The 19,724-nt window shown below is 42.8% G+C and carries 18 protein-coding genes; 10 read left to right on the top strand and 8 right to left on the bottom strand.

Annotation, left to right across the window (positions count from 1 at the left end; genetic code table 11):
- The first annotated feature begins 92 nt into the window (after nt 1–92).
- Entirely contained in the window at nt 93–353 is a 261-nt protein-coding gene (locus I8J31_RS14155) for a formyltetrahydrofolate deformylase (RefSeq protein WP_199469234.1), read from the top strand.
- A gap of 79 nt (nt 354–432) precedes the next feature.
- Here the strand turns inward: I8J31_RS14155 and I8J31_RS14150 are convergent, their stop codons facing one another.
- Complete coding sequence (locus I8J31_RS14150; protein ID WP_199469233.1) at nt 433–1,503, bottom strand: DUF3549 family protein; 1,071 nt, start codon at nt 1,501–1,503, stop codon at nt 433–435.
- Nucleotides 1,504–1,618: 115 nt separating this feature from the next.
- Here I8J31_RS14150 and I8J31_RS14145 point away from each other — a divergent pair, with 115 nt between their 5' ends.
- From I8J31_RS14145 to can, 5 genes are all read left to right on the top strand, one after another.
- The gene (locus tag I8J31_RS14145; protein WP_199469232.1) at nt 1,619–1,960 is read left to right on the top strand and encodes a YqcC family protein; all 342 of its coding nucleotides are present in this window, start codon (nt 1,619–1,621) and stop codon (nt 1,958–1,960) included.
- Complete coding sequence (locus tag I8J31_RS14140; RefSeq protein WP_199469231.1) at nt 1,957–2,820, top strand: DUF1853 family protein; 864 nt, start codon at nt 1,957–1,959, stop codon at nt 2,818–2,820. Before I8J31_RS14145 ends, I8J31_RS14140 begins: the two co-directional genes overlap by 4 nt.
- A 55-nt stretch (nt 2,821–2,875) precedes the next feature.
- The gene (locus I8J31_RS14135; RefSeq protein ID WP_199469230.1) at nt 2,876–4,879 is read left to right on the top strand and encodes a sensor domain-containing protein; all 2,004 of its coding nucleotides are present in this window, start codon (nt 2,876–2,878) and stop codon (nt 4,877–4,879) included.
- A gap of 83 nt (nt 4,880–4,962) precedes the next feature.
- Nucleotides 4,963–5,826, top strand: coding sequence for a putative RNA methyltransferase (locus I8J31_RS14130; RefSeq protein ID WP_199469229.1), 864 nt, complete (start codon nt 4,963–4,965; stop codon nt 5,824–5,826).
- Nucleotides 5,819–6,451, top strand: a complete 633-nt coding sequence (gene can, locus I8J31_RS14125; RefSeq protein ID WP_199469228.1) for a carbonate dehydratase — start codon at nt 5,819–5,821, stop codon at nt 6,449–6,451. The genes I8J31_RS14130 and can overlap by 8 nt, the downstream gene beginning before the upstream one ends.
- Before the next feature lie 69 nt (nt 6,452–6,520).
- Here the strand turns inward: can and I8J31_RS14120 are convergent, their stop codons facing one another.
- Together I8J31_RS14120 and I8J31_RS14115 are read right to left on the bottom strand one after the other, a co-directional pair.
- Entirely contained in the window at nt 6,521–7,474 is a 954-nt protein-coding gene (locus tag I8J31_RS14120) for a LysR family transcriptional regulator (RefSeq protein ID WP_199469227.1), read from the bottom strand.
- Between the two features lie 98 nt (nt 7,475–7,572).
- Complete coding sequence (locus tag I8J31_RS14115; RefSeq protein ID WP_199469226.1) at nt 7,573–8,757, bottom strand: AGE family epimerase/isomerase; 1,185 nt, start codon at nt 8,755–8,757, stop codon at nt 7,573–7,575.
- A gap of 142 nt (nt 8,758–8,899) precedes the next feature.
- On the opposite strand from I8J31_RS14115, the gene I8J31_RS14110 reads away from it, so the two are divergent.
- Both I8J31_RS14110 and I8J31_RS14105 read left to right on the top strand, forming a co-directional pair.
- Nucleotides 8,900–10,114 (top strand): ROK family transcriptional regulator, encoded by a 1,215-nt coding sequence (locus I8J31_RS14110; protein ID WP_199469225.1) that lies wholly within the window; start codon nt 8,900–8,902, stop codon nt 10,112–10,114.
- Nucleotides 10,115–10,123: 9 nt separating this feature from the next.
- Nucleotides 10,124–11,632, top strand: a complete 1,509-nt coding sequence (locus I8J31_RS14105) for a TyrR/PhhR family helix-turn-helix DNA-binding protein (RefSeq protein WP_199469224.1) — start codon at nt 10,124–10,126, stop codon at nt 11,630–11,632.
- A gap of 40 nt (nt 11,633–11,672) precedes the next feature.
- Here I8J31_RS14105 and I8J31_RS14100 read toward each other — a convergent pair whose 3' ends face one another.
- The 4 genes from I8J31_RS14100 to I8J31_RS14085 all read right to left on the bottom strand — a co-directional run bounded on the left by I8J31_RS14100 (nt 11,673) and on the right by I8J31_RS14085 (nt 14,572).
- Entirely contained in the window at nt 11,673–11,840 is a 168-nt protein-coding gene (locus I8J31_RS14100) for a hypothetical protein (protein WP_199469223.1), read from the bottom strand.
- Nucleotides 11,841–12,000: 160 nt separating this feature from the next.
- Entirely contained in the window at nt 12,001–12,822 is an 822-nt protein-coding gene (locus I8J31_RS14095; protein ID WP_199469222.1) for an HAD family hydrolase, read from the bottom strand.
- 139 nt (nt 12,823–12,961) lie between these two features.
- On the bottom strand, nt 12,962–13,312 hold the full coding sequence (locus I8J31_RS14090; protein ID WP_199469221.1) for a HopJ type III effector protein: 351 nt from the start codon (nt 13,310–13,312) through the stop codon (nt 12,962–12,964).
- 72 nt (nt 13,313–13,384) lie between these two features.
- Entirely contained in the window at nt 13,385–14,572 is a 1,188-nt protein-coding gene (locus I8J31_RS14085; protein WP_199469220.1) for a Bcr/CflA family multidrug efflux MFS transporter, read from the bottom strand.
- A gap of 259 nt (nt 14,573–14,831) precedes the next feature.
- On the opposite strand from I8J31_RS14085, the gene I8J31_RS14080 reads away from it, so the two are divergent.
- Both I8J31_RS14080 and I8J31_RS14075 read left to right on the top strand, forming a co-directional pair.
- The gene (locus I8J31_RS14080; protein WP_199469219.1) at nt 14,832–16,685 is read left to right on the top strand and encodes an ABC transporter ATP-binding protein; all 1,854 of its coding nucleotides are present in this window, start codon (nt 14,832–14,834) and stop codon (nt 16,683–16,685) included.
- A gap of 128 nt (nt 16,686–16,813) precedes the next feature.
- Nucleotides 16,814–17,143 (top strand): DMT family transporter, encoded by a 330-nt coding sequence (locus I8J31_RS14075; protein ID WP_199469218.1) that lies wholly within the window; start codon nt 16,814–16,816, stop codon nt 17,141–17,143.
- 78 nt (nt 17,144–17,221) lie between these two features.
- Here I8J31_RS14075 and I8J31_RS14070 read toward each other — a convergent pair whose 3' ends face one another.
- A complete protein-coding gene (locus I8J31_RS14070) occupies nt 17,222–19,669 on the bottom strand; it encodes a carbohydrate-binding domain-containing protein (protein WP_199469217.1) in 2,448 nt (815 codons plus the stop codon).
- Nucleotides 19,670–19,724: the final 55 nt, after the last annotated feature.

The following is a 19,724-nucleotide window of genomic DNA, read 5'->3' as shown; positions in this document are numbered from 1 at the left end:
TAACACAAGGCGAGTAAAATTTTTGTTATTGAGAAACTTGTCTATAGTTAATGCAAGTAATCAAAACAGAGACGGCTATGAGAGAGGGTATTATGAAACTCAAATTAACGCCAACTCAGAATTTGTGTGTTGGTTTTTTAGAATCCGGCTTTAAGCTAATGCAATTTGATGAGCAGTTTTATTTTGTGAAAGGTGAACGGCGTCAAAAGGTTCTACCTAAGACGTTAGATGCTTTGGTCAATCGAGGCGCTCTTGAACATACCAAGCAAGGTGATTACATGTTGAGTGATGAATTTGTTGCTCATCGTAAAAAAATGCGTCAGGTGCACGAGACTAAACCGATGCAGCATTAGAGTTGAAGTGGTTTTCCTTTGTATTGTGGTTTTAGCCCCATGTTTTCTAACCGAAAGTATGGGGCTTTTTTTATGCTCTTTACTGAAGGGATTTCGGTGTTTGAGTGAAAATATGGCTCACGGCCTGAGCAAGTTGCTGGCTAACATGTTCGCCGCGCAGTAGGGCCCAAAGTGGTTGTCTTGTTTCTGGATGTTGGCTTAGCTCTGCGGTGATTTGCTTAAAAGCAATAAAACCGTCTCCCCGATGGGCCAATTTTTCCATGATGATTCTTAGCAGTTGAGGGCTTTGTGCTAGCCAGTGTGGGCATTTTGCGGCTAAAGCGGCAATGTTATGTGTTTGCTCATCAGGGCATTCATTCAGGCTGCCAAGTAGGGCAAATAGTGGCAGCAGTAAGTCGTTGTTCAAATCAGATCTTGATATTGCGCGTAGATAACTCGCTTGCATCAAGGCATCGCTTTCTTTTACGAGCTTGTCGATGAACACTTGTTGAAGATCACTTGGTAGTACTTCGTGTTCCAATGCATGGCAAAGTGTGCTGACAACAGGGAAAGCGGCTTGTTCCACTGCCTTTTTTATGAGAATTGCATATTTTTGTTCGCCAACTTTTGATGCTAACTCCGCTATTCCCTGCACACCTAAGGTCTGCCATCCGTCGTTTTGCTTTGATAAATCGGTTGTAAGGTAAGCTTCGACGGCATCAAAATATTGCGACGGTGGTGTATTTAATTGTCTTCCTAAAATGGCATGGAAACTGGCCATCCGTTCTTGGTCTGGCTTAAAGGCATAGGGACTGTCTTCCATTGCTTCAGATAATCCCGCCTCTTCACCTTTATGGAGGATTTTATCAACAATGCTTTTAATAAAATGATCGCGAGTACCGAGATTTAGACATCCAGCTTCATCTAACGGTAATTTAAGAAACCAAATGACACCATCAGCCACTATGTCTTTTTTATCGGCGTCTTTATTTTTCAACAAACAAGCCAGCCAGGCATGCTGACGAAAAGGCAATGGATAGGCCTGTTGCTTACGGTCAAATTGGATGACTTGTTGTGGCGTGAGTTTAGAGATACAGCGACCTAGGTCGTAATAGTTAGCATCACAGCCAACCATATCAAATAAGTCAGAAAGAGATTCAATCTTGTTCATGTTAAGTTATAGGCTCACGTTGCCGATAGTAAGGTCGTATTGAATTACTATCGGTTAGCTGTTGTTTTTAGTAAGACGATGCCGCATCTTACCGTTTTTTAAGGGAGAAATCAGGTTGAAAAAAGCCTTTTCTGCTCATCATGGGTTAGCAGATTTATTATTAGATTTACAAATTGCTATGCAGAACTGTGACGTTTGGGATTGTGAGTCACCTACTGAACAAGCTTTAGCCAGCAATGAGCCTTTTTGCATCGATACTATGGCGTTTGAACAATGGCTTAGGTACGTGATGATGGAACGCTTCAGAATATTACTAGAAACGGGGACTGATCTCCCCGCAAGGTGTCAGATTGCGCCCATGGCAGAGGATGCTTTTAAGTCAAAGCCAGCAGAAAACGTAGCGAATTTAGTGGCTTGTTTGAATCGTATTGATGCTCATTTGAGTGGTGCTGTGTGATTTCTGGTCAGATAAAACATCCTTTTGTTAAAGACTTAGCTTGGCTGGTGGAAGGGCATTATATTGAACGAGATTTTGATCTCACTCCCTATTGGTTGCCTGATGTTGAAGCAAGGCTGTTGGAATTAGCTGATTCTCCTACCTTGCTTGAAGGTAAAGTTGTGGCCTGTAAGTCCCATTTTTTAGGGAGTTACTTTGAGGCTCTTTTTTCTTTTGCGATTGAGCATCTTTCGAGCTTAAAAATAGTGGATGAGCATTTTCAGATAGAGGCGAATGGCAAAACATTGGGTGAGGTGGATATGCTGGTGGAAACCCTTGAGGGTGAATTGCATCAGTTTGAAATTGCAATTAAATTTTATTTGCAGCGACCGGACCTTCATCCCCATGATTGGATTGGTCCAAACAAAAACGACAGTTTATTGAAAAAGGTAACGCGGGCAAGAGAGCATCAATTATCTATTTTACAAACAAAAGAAGGGCGTTTAGTGGTGGAAAAGGTCGCTAAGGGGAGAGCCATTCAATCAAGCTTGTTGATTTTTGGTCGTTTGTATATGGCTTTAGATAGTTCGCAAAGTGTTGCTAACTGGCTACAGCAGAGTAAATTTGGTGCTTGGGTTTATGTCTCTGATTTAGTTCATTTAATACCCAGTTTTACGCATTATTCTGTGTTGCAAAAGCCCCATTGGCTCGCTTCACCTAATTTAACTCATAATACCCCTTTCTTTTCATCTGAATATCCCTACAATCTGGTAAGCGAATTTTTGCTTGATAGCCGACCTAAACATCTTTGTCTTTGGCGAGATCATGCGTGTTTTGAATTATCAGATTTCAGTGTTTTTGTTGTACCTGACTTATGGTGAAATTCTTAGTCTATAAGTAATGTATGTAAATTTATTCTTGTTGTATTGAAAATAAATGATCGACTTATCAAAATTACTTAGCTTAAAAATGCGGACGGCTGTGTGGATTATTGATATTGAACACTCAACAATTCCATGGTGTAACAAAGCGGCGGAAATTCTATTAGAGGACTCTCTAACAGAAATCGAATCCGGTAATCGAGCAATAGGTGGTTCATTAAAAAAGCGCCTATTAACACATTTAGAACGTTATGATGAAGGTAGTCCGCTTGCTTTTAAATGGCACTTCATTGCCAAAGATGGCACGCATTATAACTGCCATGGTTCAGTCGTTTCCTTAAGCGATGGACGTAAAGGCCTAGCGGTTGAAGCTCATCCTGTCATTGACCAAGCCTTACCAGTTGTGACTCATCTAGATGACCCTTTGTTAGGTGAGGAGGGGATTTTCAAGCGTTTCAAAACTCTGCCATTTGCTATTTTTGACTCAGAGGGAAATAGCGTGAGTTGTAGTGAACGGTTTGTTTCCCTGTTTGGTGACATTACTAATCTACGGGGGATTTTTGAGGCTTCTAGTGCCGCAAACAGTTTTGTTGAGCGGCTAGCGAAGCAAGAAAGCTTGTCACAAGAAATAAGGCTGTTAACACTGGATGGTGTCCGTTGGCATAGGATTGAGGCATTTAGTGACCAAATATCAGCCTATACCTATTTATTAGTTGATGATATACAAGAGGCTCGGGATCATGAAGTCGCTCTTTTTAAACTACATAACTACGATAACCTGACCAGTCTTCCCAACCGCAACCTCCTCTACCAGCAACTCGAAAAAGCGCTCATTAATGCCAAAAAACGCAATCGTCAGTTTGGTCTTTTGTACTTAGATTTAGACGGTTTTAAAGTGATTAATGATACATTTGGTCATCGAGTAGGAGATGAGTTAATTCAACGGGTTGCTGAGCGAGTCAAAGGCAGTATTCCTACTCGCAGTTGCTTGTATCGATTGGGAGGGGATGAGTTTGTTGTTGTTTTGGAAAATGTCGAAAGCATAGAGGAATTAGAAGACATAGCGAAAGCGATTATGAGCAATGCGATCAGCACTTATCCGGTCGCCAAAATGGAGATGATGATCACTTCAAGCATCGGTATCGCCTGTTATCCTCAGCATGCCAATGATATTGATAGCTTACTTAAGAACGCTGATGCGGCCATGTATCAGGCTAAGTCTATGGGTCATAATATGTATTTCGTTTACGAAAATCGTATGGCGGAAAACATTAATGCCCACCTCACCTTAGGAGGTGGTCTACGCAAGGCTATTGATGAAGAGGAATTTGAGTTGTATTACCAACCCAAAATTCGTCTATCTGATGAAACCACAGTCGGCGCTGAAGCGCTCATTCGTTGGTTTCATCCAGAGTTAGGTATGATCAGTCCAGATAACTTTATTCCATTGGCAGAAGAAAGTGGTTTGATTCTTCCTCTTGGAGAATGGGTGATTCGTCGGGCTTGTCGCCAATTACAAGAATGGCGTGAATTAGGCTATCCACCTATTTGTGTCTCCGTGAATTTATCTGGTCGACAGTTTATGCAAACCAATCTGGTGGACATGGTTAAGCAGGTGCTAGATGAAACAGGAGTTGATCCTAAATATCTTGAGTTGGAATTAACCGAAAGCATGCTTATGGCAGACGGACAGCAAACCATTGTTAAGCTCCATAACTTTAGAAAGTTGGGTTTAACCTTGTCGATAGATGACTTTGGCACTGGTTATTCTTCTTTGGCTTACTTAAAAAAATTCCCTATACAGGCATTAAAAATTGATCGTTCCTTCATCAAGGATTTAGGTGTGAACTGTGATGATAATGCTATTGTGAAAGCGTCAATTGTGATGGCGCATAGTTTGAATTTAAAAGTCGTTGCTGAAGGGGTAGAAAAGCGTTCTCAAGTGGATATTTTAAAGGAGTATAAGTGTGATGAAATACAGGGTTACTATTTTGCTAAACCCATGAGTAGCCAAGACTTTTTAGGCTATATGGATTCTCATACTATGTTTTATGAATAGCGGGTTGGCTTTCTGATAGGCTACTTGTGAATGAGTGAATATCCCCATAGACTAAGCACCACTTCATACCAGATGGAAACATTGTGTCGACGTTTGAACACTTATCTTGTCCCCTAGATGCCACGCCACTCAGCCTTAACAAGCGCAGCCTGATTTGCGCTCGTGGCCATACTTATGACTTGGCCAAAACAGGTTATATTAACCTTCTTCCTGTGCAAAATAAGCGCTCTAAAGATCCGGGTGATAGTAAAGAGATGGTGGCTGCGCGACAGGCGTTTTTAAATCAACAGCATTATTTTCCGATTGTAGATCAAATTGTAAAGTCTTGGCCTCAAGATAATATGCCAAGCCAAGCTAGGATAAGGGTGCTCGATGCAGGCTGTGGAGAGGGTTATTACCTGAGCCAAATTGGTAAGGCTTTCTCGAATCAAAAGGGAGCACTAGAAAGGCTTGGTTTAGATATTTCGAAATGGGCCGTGACCGCGGCCAGTAAGCGAGATAAGGATGTCACCTGGATAGTGGGCAGCAATGCTAGTCTGCCTATGCCAAGTGATCGAGTCGATGTGGTTCTATGTTTATTTGGTTTCCCTGTTTTTAGCGAGTTTGCTCGGGTATTAAGTAAATCTGGGTTACTTTTACTCGTTGAATCTGGAGCCGATCATTTAATTGAGTTACGCAAAATACTTTATCCATCTATTCATGACTATAAGCCAACTCACGCGGATGGTGTTCCACATTTTGAGTTAGTGAGTGAAAGCACAGCGAACTATTCTTTTACTTTGCCATCCCAAGCCGACATTCAGCAATTGTTGGCTATGACCCCTCACATCCATAAAGCCTCTTATGAGGGGCGTGAAGCAGTAAAACTTCTTCAATCCATTACTTTGACTGCGGATGTAAAACTCCGTTGGTACCGTAAGACAACACAGGAAACGAATCATGTCTAAAAAGTTAGATGAACTTTTTAATAAGAATAGAGAGTGGGCCGCTAAGGTGACGGCGGAAGACCCAGAATTCTTTACGACCTTATCTAAACAGCAAAACCCTGAATACCTATGGATTGGTTGTGCTGATAGTCGTGTTCCGGCTAACCAGATTGTAGACCTTCTTCCTGGTGAAGTATTTGTGCACCGTAATATCGCCAATGTGGTGGTGCATACAGACCTGAATTGCTTATCGGTTATTCAGTTTGCGGTTGATGTGTTAAAAGTGAAACATATCATGGTGGTTGGGCACTATGGCTGTGGTGGTATTAAAGCCGCTATGGAGACAAAAGAGCACGGTATGATAGATAACTGGTTATGCCACATTAAAGACGTGTATCGCTTACACAGAGAAGAAGTTGATGCGATCGAGGATGACCATGTACGTTTTGACCGTATGTGCGAGCTGAATGTGATCGAACAAGTTGCTAATGTTTGTCAAAGCAGTATCGTGCAAAATGCTTGGAATGTTGGGCAGGAGTTACATGTTCACGGCTGGTGTTACAGTATAGACGATGGACATATTAAAGACTTAGAAGTGACGGTGTCGAATTGGGCAGAGGCGTCGGAGCGATTAAACACCATTTAATCACGAGAGAATAAATACTAAAAAACGAGCCTGAGCTCGTTTTTTAGTATTTGAAATGAGTAGAGACACTTATAAATTATTGTTTTCAGCAATGGTTCTTGCGCAGCCTGCTATGGTTGATCGCAACCAAATATGCCCTGGGTCGTGTTGTAATAATGGGCTCCACAGCATTTTTAATTCGACTGGTGGTATGTCAAAGGGCGGTGGTAAAACCACAACAGCAGAATTTTTTTCCATGAGCTTTGTTGCTAGTGAAGGTAAGGTCGCAACCAGACCAAGCTGCTCAGTGGCACGCATGGCAACATTATAGTTACGGGTAAATAAGCGAATATTACGTTTAAAGCCTAAATTCGCTAGAGTGCTATCTACCCAGCCAAGTTTCTGGACTTCTTCTGGTTGTATTCCAACCCCGACCCCAAAGCCAGTCTTGCTCACCCAAACATGGGGGGAGGCAAGGTAGGTATCGAGACTAAAATTATTAACGAGATCTGAATTTGCAGGGACTAAGCATGAAAAATGATCTACCCAAACCGACTTTTGATGGAAGGATTGAGGCAAGGCTTCGAATCGGTTAATGATTAAGTCTACCTTGCCTTTCTCTACGTCATGGAAGCTCACATCACTTGGGTTCATGACATCGAGAATGACCCCCGGAGCTTCATTTTGTAGTTTCTTCATGAGCGGTGGGATGAGAGTTGCTTCTGCGTAATCACTGGCCATGATGCGAAAGACACGGGAACTGGATTCTGCTTCAAAGCTTTGGCCAAGGTGTAAGACTTCGTCGACCGCTTGTAAAATGTTTTCCACGCGAGGCTTTAACTGTATGGATAACGCGGTTGGCATCATGCCGTCGCTGGTGCGAACCAGTAGCGGGTCGTGAAATAAATCTCTTAAGCGTCTCAACCCGTTACTCATAGCTGGTTGAGTAATGCCTAATTGATTGGCTGCATGGGTGACATTCTGCTCTCGTAAAAGAGAGTCTAAATAGCGAAGTAAGTTGAGATCTATTTTATCTAGTTGCATAAAAAAAGAGGCCGGGATCCGCTAACATGGGGGCTGTATCATACTTCATTTTTACTATGAATAGAATGATTTACCCCCTATCTGTAGAATTGTTAGGGTTATATTACGAGCTGTTCGATGACTTCGTAACAGGCCCCCATGGTATGATAATCCGTTTTACCGGCAGGGCTTTTACAATCATCAAAGGCTTGATTATCTTGGCGGAGAATACGAAACCAAGCGCCGTATCTATGATCTATCATATGTGACCAACTGTACTGCCAGAGCTGCTGATACTTTTCCCAATAGTGGTTTTCTTCCGTGACGGATGCCAGCAGTGCGGCGGCAGCGAAGGATTCTGCTTGTACCCAAAAGTACTTATCGCCATCACAGATGGCTCCTTGTGGATCATAGCCATAACAGAGGCCACCGTTTTCATGGTCCCAAGCCTTTTTCCATGCATTGTCAAACAGGAACTTTGCCTTTGCTACTAGCCAATCTTTAGGCCGTCTTTGGTGAATTAAAAGCAGTAGCTTAGTCCATTCAGTCTGATGCCCCGGCTGAAATCCCCATGGACGAAAAAGATTCTTAGGATCTTCTTTGTTGTAGTCCCAGTCTACTTGCCAGTCACTGTTGTAATGTTCCCAAATTTCGCCGCCAGCAAGAGCCGCTTGGCGCAGACAAATGTTTTCTGCAAGCAAATAAGCGCGTTCAAGGTAGGGTTCTTCTTGGGTGGCGTCATAGGCTGCGATGAGTGCTTCGCAGGTATGCATGTTGGCATTCTGTCCGCGATAAGGGGAGATTGTTTGCCAATCGCTAGAAATTTCATCCTTATAGAGGCCGAATTCTTCATCCCAAAAATGCTTTTCCATTAGATCAAAGGTTTCTTTGATCCAAGATTTTGCTTCTATTATTCCAGCGTCTAATGCGGTGGAATAGGCGAGCAGAACAAAAGCCAAGCCATAGCAATGGTTGGTTTCATCAAGGTTTTGTTCTTTATTTAATAGCCAGACATAGCCGCCATTGGCTTGTAAGTGGCGTACTCTTAAATACTCTAGACCATGACGGGTGGCGCTCAAATAGTCTTCTCTACCTTCTGCTTTATAAGCTTTTGCATAATTAAAGATAAAGCGAGTGCTACTCACGAGATGACGAGTATCAGCGTCGTAGATATCTCCATTGTCTTTGAAAAACTGAAAAAAACCGCCTGCTGGGTCAATGCATCTAGGGTGGTAGAATGCCATGGTGGATTGAATATGGTCAGTTAAGAAATGTGTGGTTTTAAAACTAGGCAATGAAGACATGGTTTTAATCCTTTATTAAAAGTTGGACTTCCATGATGTTTTATCACGAGGTTACTGGCATCTTAATAGGTTATGATATTAAATCAACTAGATTTATTAAACCTTGCTAGTCAATTCATTGGTTTCGAGTGAGAGTGTTCATATGACATCGTCGGGCAGTACTTCAGAACAGAGTCGTGTCTATAACGAACGAATCATTCTTCAGTTGGCGAGGCAAAACCCGGGTATTTCACGGGTCAGTATTGCCGAAAAAACGGGATTAAGTGCGCAAACTATTTCTGTTATTACCTCTTCATTATTAGAGCAGCAACTGCTTCATGTTACTGGTAAGGTGAAAGGGCGTCGTGGTCAACCTTCCATTCAATTAAGCATTAACGCCATAGGTGCATATGGATTAGGTATTAATGTAGATCGGGATCACATTAGTGCGGTCTTGCTAGACTTTAGTGGCGTCTGTGTTTTGTCTTTGGAGCGAGCTGTGTCTTTTCCCACGGAAGGAGTAGCACAAGAAATTGCCCAAGATTTGATTGATGAAGTGAAGACGACCTTGGCGGAGGACTGGGGTAAAGTACAAGGTATTGGCTTATCACGACCAGATTATATGGATTCTTGGCTAGAGTCATTGGTCACAGACGAAGAGCAAAAATTAGAGTTAGAAACGCTGAAAAATGCCTTGTTATACTGGCAATCTGATGCTTTTGAACTGTGGCTGGCAGAGCAAACTGGTTTGCCTTGTTATTGTCAAAACGATGCTGTTGCAGCAGTGATCAGTGAGCTCTTATTGGTTTCTGATGCACCTAAAAATCATCTCTTCTATTTATTTGTGAGTACGGCATGTGGAGGCAGTTTGATCGCCGATGGGGAATGCTATTTTGGTGCCCATGGTCGGGCTGGCAGCTTTGGTTTGATCCCAACAGCGACAGGCAAGCATGGTAAGTGGATTCTAGAGGCTTTGTCTGTTTCATCATTGCGTCGTTTTTTGGCTATGAAGCAAGTGACATGGCCATTAGTGGATGGGGAATGGCTTAATACGAGCTATCGACCATTAGTGGCTCAATGGGTCGAAGAGGTGGCATTAGAAATTCAACCTGCTTTGTCATCCGTGGTTGCTCTCTATGACCCTGAGGCCATTTTAATTGGCGGACGGTTACCAGAAGGGGTTTTATGGCCTTTGATTGAGAGTATAAAGAAGACGCAACAATCTCATAGTTTGTTACCTTTCCCAGCAATACGTGCGGCGCAGACGGGTTATACGGCGGGAGCCTTAGGTGCAGCTGTGCTGCCGCTCTATCAAACTTTTGCGCCGCAACGAAACTTGCTATTACTACACTCTAGAGATAAGTCTAAAGGCAAATAGAGGACCAAGATGAGGTTAGAAATACAGTGCGAAGATAGAATTGGCATGGTACGAGAGGTACTGGATTTATTTATTCCTCATCAAATTGATATGCGTCTGATTGAAGCGGATACTGAGCGTCGTTGTATTTATTGTGGTTTTCCCGATATCCGTTTTACGCAATTGCAAATTTTATTGGCTGAAATTCGCCGTTTAGATGGGGTTGAGGGTGTGAAAACTGTGATGTTCACCCCTTCTGAGCGGGAGCATAATGCGCTTTATACTCTTCTTGAAGCGCTGCCGGATGGGGTGATCTCCGTTGATCTAAAAGGGCATATCACCATGGCAACGGAATTGGCTGCAGAAGATCTAAATTCCTCTGTTACAGAGCTTCTACATAAGCCGCTACAGCAATTTATCAAAGGCATGAGCTTTGCCAAGGTGACATGGGAAAGTCGTCAAGAAGGCATGAGCAAGCGCATTAAAATTCGTAATAAGACTTTATTGCTAGAGATGAAACCTATCTTTGTCTCTGATGAAAATAATGTGACGAATCTTGCTGGAACCGTTATTCATTTAAAGTCGGAGGCTCGTTTAGATCGTCAGGCTGCCAGTTTAAGGCAAGCTCCAAATGCTGAGAACCATCTCGAAAGATACTTTCAGGCGGAAGTGATAAAAAGTGCTGCCATGGCACGTACTTTGGTACAAGCCAAGGCCTTTGCCGAACTGACTATGCCGTTGTTTATTCAGGGCGACGTGGGGACAGGGAAGCGTGATTTGGTACTGGCCTTGTTTCAATATTGGCAGAAGCGTCAAGCCAACAATGGGGCTCAATTGCTTATAAAGCATGCTAGTGATCTCACATCAGAAGATGTTGCTAAGTTAGATCAGTTTTCTGGTTGGCTAGCCATAGAGGATATTGAGCATCTAGACTCCCTTGTGCAGATAAATTTAGCCCGTTGGTTAACCGGTCAACCGGGTAATACAACGAGCTTTACTTCATCGGTTAGGCTCATTAGTTTGTCTTCTTTGAGCGAGCAAGCACTGGCCAATGGCGTTACTTTTAATAAGTCCTTGTATTTTTCTTTGGCAAGACTTTGTTTGCATGTACCTTCATTGGCGGAGAGAAAAGAAGATATTGCCGGTTTGCTGCAACAATCTTTACTGGAAATGTCTGAGCGTCATCGGTTGCCTATGCCCAGTCTGTCGAAAGGTGCGTGGTTAAAGTTGAAGCTGTATTCTTGGCCCGGAAATTTGAAGGAGCTGCAAAATATCTGCTTGCAGACCTTAATGGTCTCGAAAGGTAAAGAATGGCAAGCAGATGATATTCGTTTGCCTGACGACACCCCTATAGTGAGTCGAGATTTGATTGGTGACTCTTTAGATACAACAGTGAAACAGTGGGAGGCCGAGTTACTTAAACAACTTTACCCGGATTATCCAAGCACAAGGCGATTGGCAAAAGCGGTGGGCATGAGCCACAGTGCCATTGCGAATAAATTGAAGGAATATGGAATAACAACTGGAGTGTCAGATTGATAGCTGTTGCATCAATCTGACACCGAGTAAAGGGTAAGACTTAGAAAGGGCGTTTTTTGCTTAGATTCAAGCGACGCTTTTCTTCTTCTTCAGTCTCAATTCTAATCGGCTTGAGTTTGGTTTTTGGTTGAGCAACCAGCTGCTGAATATTGGCTACCAAGAAAGCAATAACTGCACAGGCAGCTATGAAAAGTAAAAATTCAAACATGGCGTCTCTCCAAATCAATTATTCTTTAAAATAATCATGGTTCATAATTCGAGTTGGGTAAAGTGAATTATGTTGTTTTTAGTTAATGAAATGTACCTAATGAGTTAATGGTGATGCTTTTATTGAAATCAACCCTTTAGTTTATTCACGGTAAATAGTGCTAGAGGTTATAGCGCTGTCTTAAGTACTTTGCGACCCCGTCTTCGTCATGGTGACCAATTATATTTGTTGCTGCTTCTTTGATATGCAAGGGGGCGTTTTCTGTTGCAAAGCTCTCGTCAGATTTTTCAAACATAGAGAGATCATTATCGCCATCGCCAAATACGATGACTCGTTCGGCACCCATTTCTGCTTTTAGTTCCATCAAGGCTGAGCCTTTACAAACATTGCTGTGGTGGATGTCTAGCCAATAGGCGTCAGGGTTATAAATACCACCGCCTGAGTAAGCGGTTAAATGCACATGGCCTTGGCTGTCCAGTACGAGTTTTTTAATGAAATCTGGGTGCCCCATCGCGCTAATGTTGGTAATGCGTGCGTTTTCAGACAGCTCATGTAGTGGGTGTAGGCTCATGTTGTCATGGTTGCCTAACTCGTTAGCAATATGATCGCTGAGGTGACCTGTTAAAGGGGCGTGATAAACCTGATGGGAACCATCATCGGCTAAGCAGAATACAAAGGGAGTTACTTGGTGCTCTTCGAAAGAGGACAGCATGCCAGCGATGAGTTCAGGGGAGAGTAGGTGTCTATGGCGATATTGACTTTGTTGGGGATGCCACCATTCGACACCATTTTTAAAAATTTGCCATTCAGGGAAATGATGGCCTGCGATACAGGGCATAGCAGCAAGGTGGGTGCGGCCCGTTGCGACTGTATAGAAAATACCAGAGGCTTTTAAGCGTTCAAGCGTCTCAATGGTATAGTCAGAAAGACGCTGATGGCTGTTTAACAAGGTGCCGTCTAAATCAAATGCCACTAATTCCATAATCACCTCTTGTCAATGTGTCAGCACTATCGCACTTTGTGGGAGGTAAGTTCAACTCTTGTTGTAAGTTATAAATGAGCATTTTTGGCCTGTTTTTAACGCAGTATTAGCAAGTGCAGTAGTCGTGCAACCGTTTCGGTTAGGTCTTGGCAACTAAGGGAAAACTATTAAACGCAACCCCAGCCCAGCCGTTTTTGATGAATTGACGGATGTTTTGGTGGTCAGTATTGCTGGGGTTTTCTAAGACATCGATACGATAAAAGTTGCCGAACAGGTGTAGCGTTTCTTGTTCTGATAGATGGTGAAGAATAGCAAAAGCAAAAACTTTGCAAGAACCGTTGTTTTCGTTAACGCCGTTAGTTTGCTCACCATTAGTAAAAGAGGCTGGGACGAAATCGTACATCTGATCAATGGCTTCAATGACTTCTTTAAATTGCACTTGTTCCGGTGTGGCTTTGATTTTCTCAACTAGGGTTTGAGTATTTGACATTGGGGCTCCATGTTTGGCGTATGTTTCGAAAAGGAAAGAACGGCATTTTACTATAAAAAGCGAAATGGGAAGTTAAGTTTTTGGTGTTGAATAGTGGCTGGTCACTTTAAAGAAAACAAATGACAGAATGCCACAGGCTGCCATAGTACCTAGCATGGGGGTAAAGGAACCATTATGAAGAAGACTCACAACAGTGCCACTCAATGCGCCAAAGGAAAAACGTGAGGTGCCGGCCAGTGCCGTTACACTACCGTTATTATTTCCTGCATTTTTCAACGCACCGGCCATAAATGCGCTGCTTAAAATCCCCATCGGACCAATGAATAGCATTCCTGCAAGTATGATGAAAGCTAATGGTGGGTGCTCAAAAAAGGTCAGTATTATCATTAGGCTTGCGGCGAATAAGGTCGCATAACTGGTGTACTTGGATAGAGTTTCTGTCCCCAACTTTTCAACGAATCGGCTATTTATGGTGGCTGTTAGCATCATACACAGGACATTGATTCCGACAAAAAAACCAAAGTAGGCAGGAGGAACATCGTATAACTCTATATAGACAAAAGAAGAGCCGGTTACAAAGCACATCATACCTGCGAAGTTAAAGGCAGATGAAAGGATATAGCCCATTACAGAGGGGGTTTTCAATAAGGTGATGTAGTTGTGGATGGCATTTGAAAAAGACAGCGTGGTGCGTTTTTCTACTGCGAGTGTTTCAGGGATGGTACGCAAAAATAGCACTATTGCGAGTATGGTCATTCCGCCGATAAAAACGAAAATATAGCGCCAATCAAGAATCGTTAAGATAGCCCCACCTAAAATAGGGGCGGCTAATGGGGCGAGTGCCATTACTAGCATGATCATCGACATGGCTTTAGCAAATTGATTGGCTGATAACCTGTCTTTGACTAGCGCTGGAATACAAACTGAAACAGCGGCACCGCCGATAGCTTGGACGGCTCGACCTATGAGTAATATTTCGAAGTGTTGAGCTACAGAGCAAATAAGGCTACCTACAGCAAAAATGCTGAGTCCACCGACAATGACTTTACGACGGCCAATAGCGTCAGAGACAGGGCCGAAGAATATTTGTAGAAAAGCATACATTAGCAAATAAAGACTGATCGTCATTTGTATTAGGCTAATGTTTGTATTTAAGCTTTTTGCTATAGAAGGGAGGCTTGGTAGATAGGCATCAATGGCTAGCGGTGTTAGTCCTGCAAGCAATCCTAAAACCAAAATGATAGGTAAAGTCAGTTTCATTTTATTAGCTACTTATTATGGAAAGGTGGTTTTTAATGAGTAAGGCTAAAATAGACCCCTGCGCAAGTCAGTATTATAAGCTGTTTTAAGAGATAATTGTGTAATTAGTTAGAAAGTACGGATGGGTAAATCAATCACGAGTTTCTTTTCTGGTGTTCATTTTGAGGGCGTGTTTCAATTTTGCACCAAATTAATAAGCAATCGACTGTTTAGTTACCTATTTTATCGTGCAGAGAATTACCTTAACTAAGGATGCAACATGTTACGTTTTTTTGAAAAATGGATAGAGCCTTATCCGGACATTGATTCAATACAAGCCCCAAATACCTTGGTGGCTTTCTGCCGCTATTATTCTAAAGGTGTAGAGCTTCCACTGATCATTATGTCGATCCTAACGGCCATGATTGCCACTTTAGAAGTGACCTTGTTCAGTTTTATGGGGCAGCTAGTGGATTGGTTGATTGACAAGGATCCTAGTACCTTTTTTGCGGAAGAAGGTGGGAGTTTATTGCTCATGTCTTTGATGGTCTTGGTTGTCATACCTTTGATTACTTTTTTGCATTCGGCCATTCTGCATCAAGTTCTATTGGGTAATTACCCGATGAGAATTCGTTGGTTGTCTCATCTCTATATTTTGCGTCAAAGCATGTCCTTTTTTCAGGATGAATTTGCTGGACGTATCTCGACAAAAATTATGCAGACCTCCCTCGCTGTTCGAGAAAGCGTGATGAAGTTGATGGATGTTTTGGTTTATATCGCCGTGTATTTTGTTGGCATGGTCGTGTTGATCGCCAGTGCAGATTACCGACTTATGTTTCCCATGTTAGGTTGGTTGATTTTTTACGTATCATTACAGCTTTACTTTGTGCCAAAGCTTAAAAGAGTTTCTTCGGAGCAAGCCGATGCTCGCTCTACCATGACAGGGCGAGTGGTTGACAGCTACAGCAATATTTCGACTGTAAAACTGTTTTCACATAATGAGCGTGAAGCCGCTTATGCCAAAGAAGGCATGGATGGTTTTCTGCAAACGGTTTATAAGCAAATGCGTTTGGTGACTTGGCTTAATGTTGGTGTGCAAGCAAACAATTATCTTTTAACTTTTGTGGTTGCCGCATTAGCTATTTGGTTGTGGACAGGTAGCATTATTAGCGTGGGTGCCATTGCCATAGCGGTGACCTTAGCACTGCGTTTGAATGGCATGTCGCAATGGATTATGTGGGAAGTCAGTGCCTTGTTTGAAAACATAGGTATGGTAAATGATGGTATGAAAACCTTGTCGCAGCCTATTGATATTAAAGATCAGCCAGATGCGCCTGAGATGCTCGTTTCTAAAGGAGTCATTGACTATGATCAGGTAAACTTCCATTACGGAAAGCAAGATAGCAAGGTGATTGAGAATTTAACCTTGTCTATTAAGGCGGGTGAAAGAGTTGGTTTAGTCGGACGCTCTGGGGCAGGGAAATCCACTATAGTGAATTTGCTGATGCGTTTTCATGATATTGAATCAGGGCAAATTCGCATCGACGGGCAAGTTATAAGCGAGGTGAAACAGGATTCTCTGCGCAAGAACATTGGTATGGTTACACAGGACACCTCTTTGTTGCACAGGACTGTGCGTGAGAATTTACTTTACGGTCGGCCTGATGCCAGCGATGAAGAGATGATCGCTGCTGCGAAAAAAGCCGAAGCTCATGAATTCATTCAAACCTTGAGTGATCCATTTGGTAATACTGGCTATGATGCCATGGTGGGCGAACGAGGCATTAAACTTTCTGGTGGCCAGCGTCAGCGAATTGCCATTGCTCGTGTGCTATTGAAAGATGCGCCACTGTTGATTTTAGATGAGGCTACATCAGCATTAGATTCTGAAGTGGAAGCTGCGATTCAAAATAGCTTGTATAAGTTGATGCAGGGGAAAACGGTTATCGCTATCGCCCACCGCCTGTCTACTATAGCAGCGATGGATCGTTTGATTGTGTTGGATGAAGGGTGCATCGTGGAGCAGGGCTCCCATGAGGAGCTTATTCAACAGACGGGTATTTATGCCAAACTCTGGGCGCATCAAACAGGTGGTTTCTTAGCGGAAGATGTAGAGTTAGAACTGGAAGCTTAGACGTTTTTTATTTTTCCTAAAAATAAAAAAAAACAAAGAATGAGTGGTCGGTTTTGATATCTCAATAGAGCTGTGTTTTTTTGAAGTGCTGCTCTTATTTCTTTCGGAGGGCTAACAGGGGACAAGTTATGGTCTATTTTCTTTTGTTTTTGGCTATTTTGGCAGAAGTGATTGCCACAACTGCGTTAAAAGCATCGGATTCTTTTACTAAGCTTGGGCCAAGTATTGTGCTTATCGCTGGTTATGGTATTTCTTTTTATTTGCTGACGATTGTGATGCGTTCCATGCCGACTGGGGTGACATATGCCATTTGGTCCGGTCTTGGTATTGTGCTTATTTCTTTGTTCGGCTATTTCTTTACCAATGAAAAGCTCGATTTCGCTGCCTGTCTTGGCATGTCCTTGATTGTCATTGGTGTCGTGGTGATTAATGTTTTTTCGAAAACCATTGCTCATTAATCGTTTTAGGGCATAGGTTATGAAATACAAAAAACGCGACCTAGGTCGCGTTTTTAATGCTTGTTTTATTACCTTGTATTAGTTTGAGCCGAAGCCAATTGAGCCATTGCAATTTAGCCAATCAGAATAGGTTCCACCACCACAAGAGTCATTTCCCCAAACACCGGTATTATCATCTTGATCTTCAGCTTGTCGAACTTGACCATCAACTCGGATGAAGTCAACTTGCACGTCCCTGTCGCCATCATTGTCGTTAATGAAAGCTACACGTACTTCACCACGTTCGGGCGTTGTAACAGTGTAATCTTGCATTGATGTCGACAGGGTCCAAGTTTGAATGGTTGAACCGCCAATGGTTAAACTAACTTGTTCACTGCCAGTGGTGCCTCGTGCATTGACCGTGATGGTGCTTTGGTCGAGTACCGTACCGTAACCGATTGAACCAATACAATGTAACCAGTCAGAATAGGTTCCGCCACCGCAAGAGCCATTGCCCCAAACACCAGTATTATCGTCTTGATCTTCAGATTGACGAACTTGGCCATTTACACTGATGTAATCGACTTGAACATCACCGCCATCATTAAGGAACGCCACGCGAATATCGCCACGGACAGACGTATTGACCCTGTAGTCTTGCATTGATGTTGACATGGTCCAAGTATCAATCGTTGAACCGCCGATAATCAAGCTGACTTGTTCGCTACCATTGGTGCCTCGAGCTCTTACTGTGATGGTATTTGTATCGCCAAATTTACTAATGATCTCGTCGTGAGTCAGTGCACCGTTCCAGATTTCGAAGTGACGAACTGCACCGTTAAAGTAATGGTCATTACTATACAGTGATCGACCAATGTAGTTAGCGGCGGTATTACCGTTACCTATATCACTTGGTTTAATCGTTATGTTGGTATTTTGACTGACAATATCGCCATTCAAATAGGTGGTAGCGACGTTATCTTCCACTGTGTAAACCAATTGCTGCCATGAACCACGTGGTACTTTTAAACGCTCTTCAAAGGTACTTTCTTCACAGGTCCAGTTACAGTTAGAAAGTGCGCTGCGATAGATATCGCCTGTGGTAAAGAGGTAGCCATCACCCCAATCACCATTGCTGTTACCTAGGCCATAAATGAAGTAAGGCGAGGCTTGTTCTTCATTAATGTAAATCTCAGAGTAGATAGTAATGGCATCGGCGTTGGCCATTAGGTTGTCAGGCAAATCGATGTAACCGTCATTGCCGTTTAAATAGGCTGCACCGTCTTGCAGAGTGACACCGCCAACCAAGGTGGCATGGTTACCGTAACCTGACATATCTTCAATCAAATTAGAACCTGAATCATCAAATGTATAAGACGCAATTTTCTCCGCATAGCTTGCTTCAGAATTGGCTTCAAGTTCGCCTAGCAGACCCGCTGGAATAGAAGACAGTGGTAACTGTAAAGGTGGTACATCAAGTGTGAAGTTCCGGCTCCAACTTACCCGTTCTAGAATTTTTACATTCCAGCCCCCGAAAATATTTACGATAGCATCTACACCTGCAGAGATCTCTAAATCGAAGTTAAAGCGGGTATCCGTTTGGTTGGTTAAAGGGAAACTGATCGCCACTGTGCCAACATCGGCATCAAAAGAAACCGCTTGAGCTAGCTTTTGTAAAACAGTGATTTTTTGAAGCCCCGGTGCTTTCACTAGTTGCTCTAAGCTTGCTGAGAATTGCAGCGGTAGACCTACAGCAGAGAGCGAAATTGAACCGTTAGGTTGCATGACAAAAATGCCGGTAATGCGATCATCTTCAATTTTAATAATAGGATTAGCATAAGTGATTTGCGCCCAAGCCATTGGAGTGTAACCCAAACCTGCAACTGTCCTGAGTCGAACAAATAATTTTCCCGTTAAGCCGACGAAATTTACGCCATCCTGACCGATAGTTTTAGTCCCTGCTCCCCTTAAACCGAGTTCCAGAGCAGCAGCTCCTAAAGGAATGGTATAAGTGAGATCCAAATCAGTTGTGCTAGCAAACTCATCAAGGGGAATGGGGATATTCGCTAAGGTTGTTTTCGGGTCTTGCATGGCCGTTAACAAATCAGTCGTGACGCCTTTGACTGCGTTAAAGCTGGTGTCTCCTAAAAACGCAACGACTTCTTTTGAGGCATTGGTAAAGGGTTCCGTTGCATCTTCCCATTCCTCTTGTGCAATTTCGCCTAAGCTATTTTCAACAGCCTGTGCTTGTTCAGCAATCTCGCCGCCTAGATCTTCAAACACGTCTTTCAGTTCAACAATGCTATGGCCACATTGTTCCACCACATTGGTTGTTTCGCTATTACCTGAGTCATCATCGGCTTTCACAGTGGTACAACGACCGGTTATGTTCGCAATGACGGTAGTATCTATTTTTTCGACAACCGATTCCGCGACATTGCCGGCGGAAGAGAAAAGATTTTCTATTTGATCGATTATGTCGTCAAAAACATCTGCTATATCATCAAAAATACCGGCTTGGGCATTTGCGGAAAATCCAGACAACATTGATGCCAGACATACAGCAAGGAGCCTAGCTTTCAGGTCATATGTATATTTTTTA

Origin of the sequence: Marinomonas transparens (genome assembly GCF_016463975.1) — a bacterium.
Taxonomy (GTDB): domain Bacteria; phylum Pseudomonadota; class Gammaproteobacteria; order Pseudomonadales; family Marinomonadaceae; genus Marinomonas; species Marinomonas transparens.
This window is presented reverse-complemented; position numbering and strand designations above follow the sequence as displayed.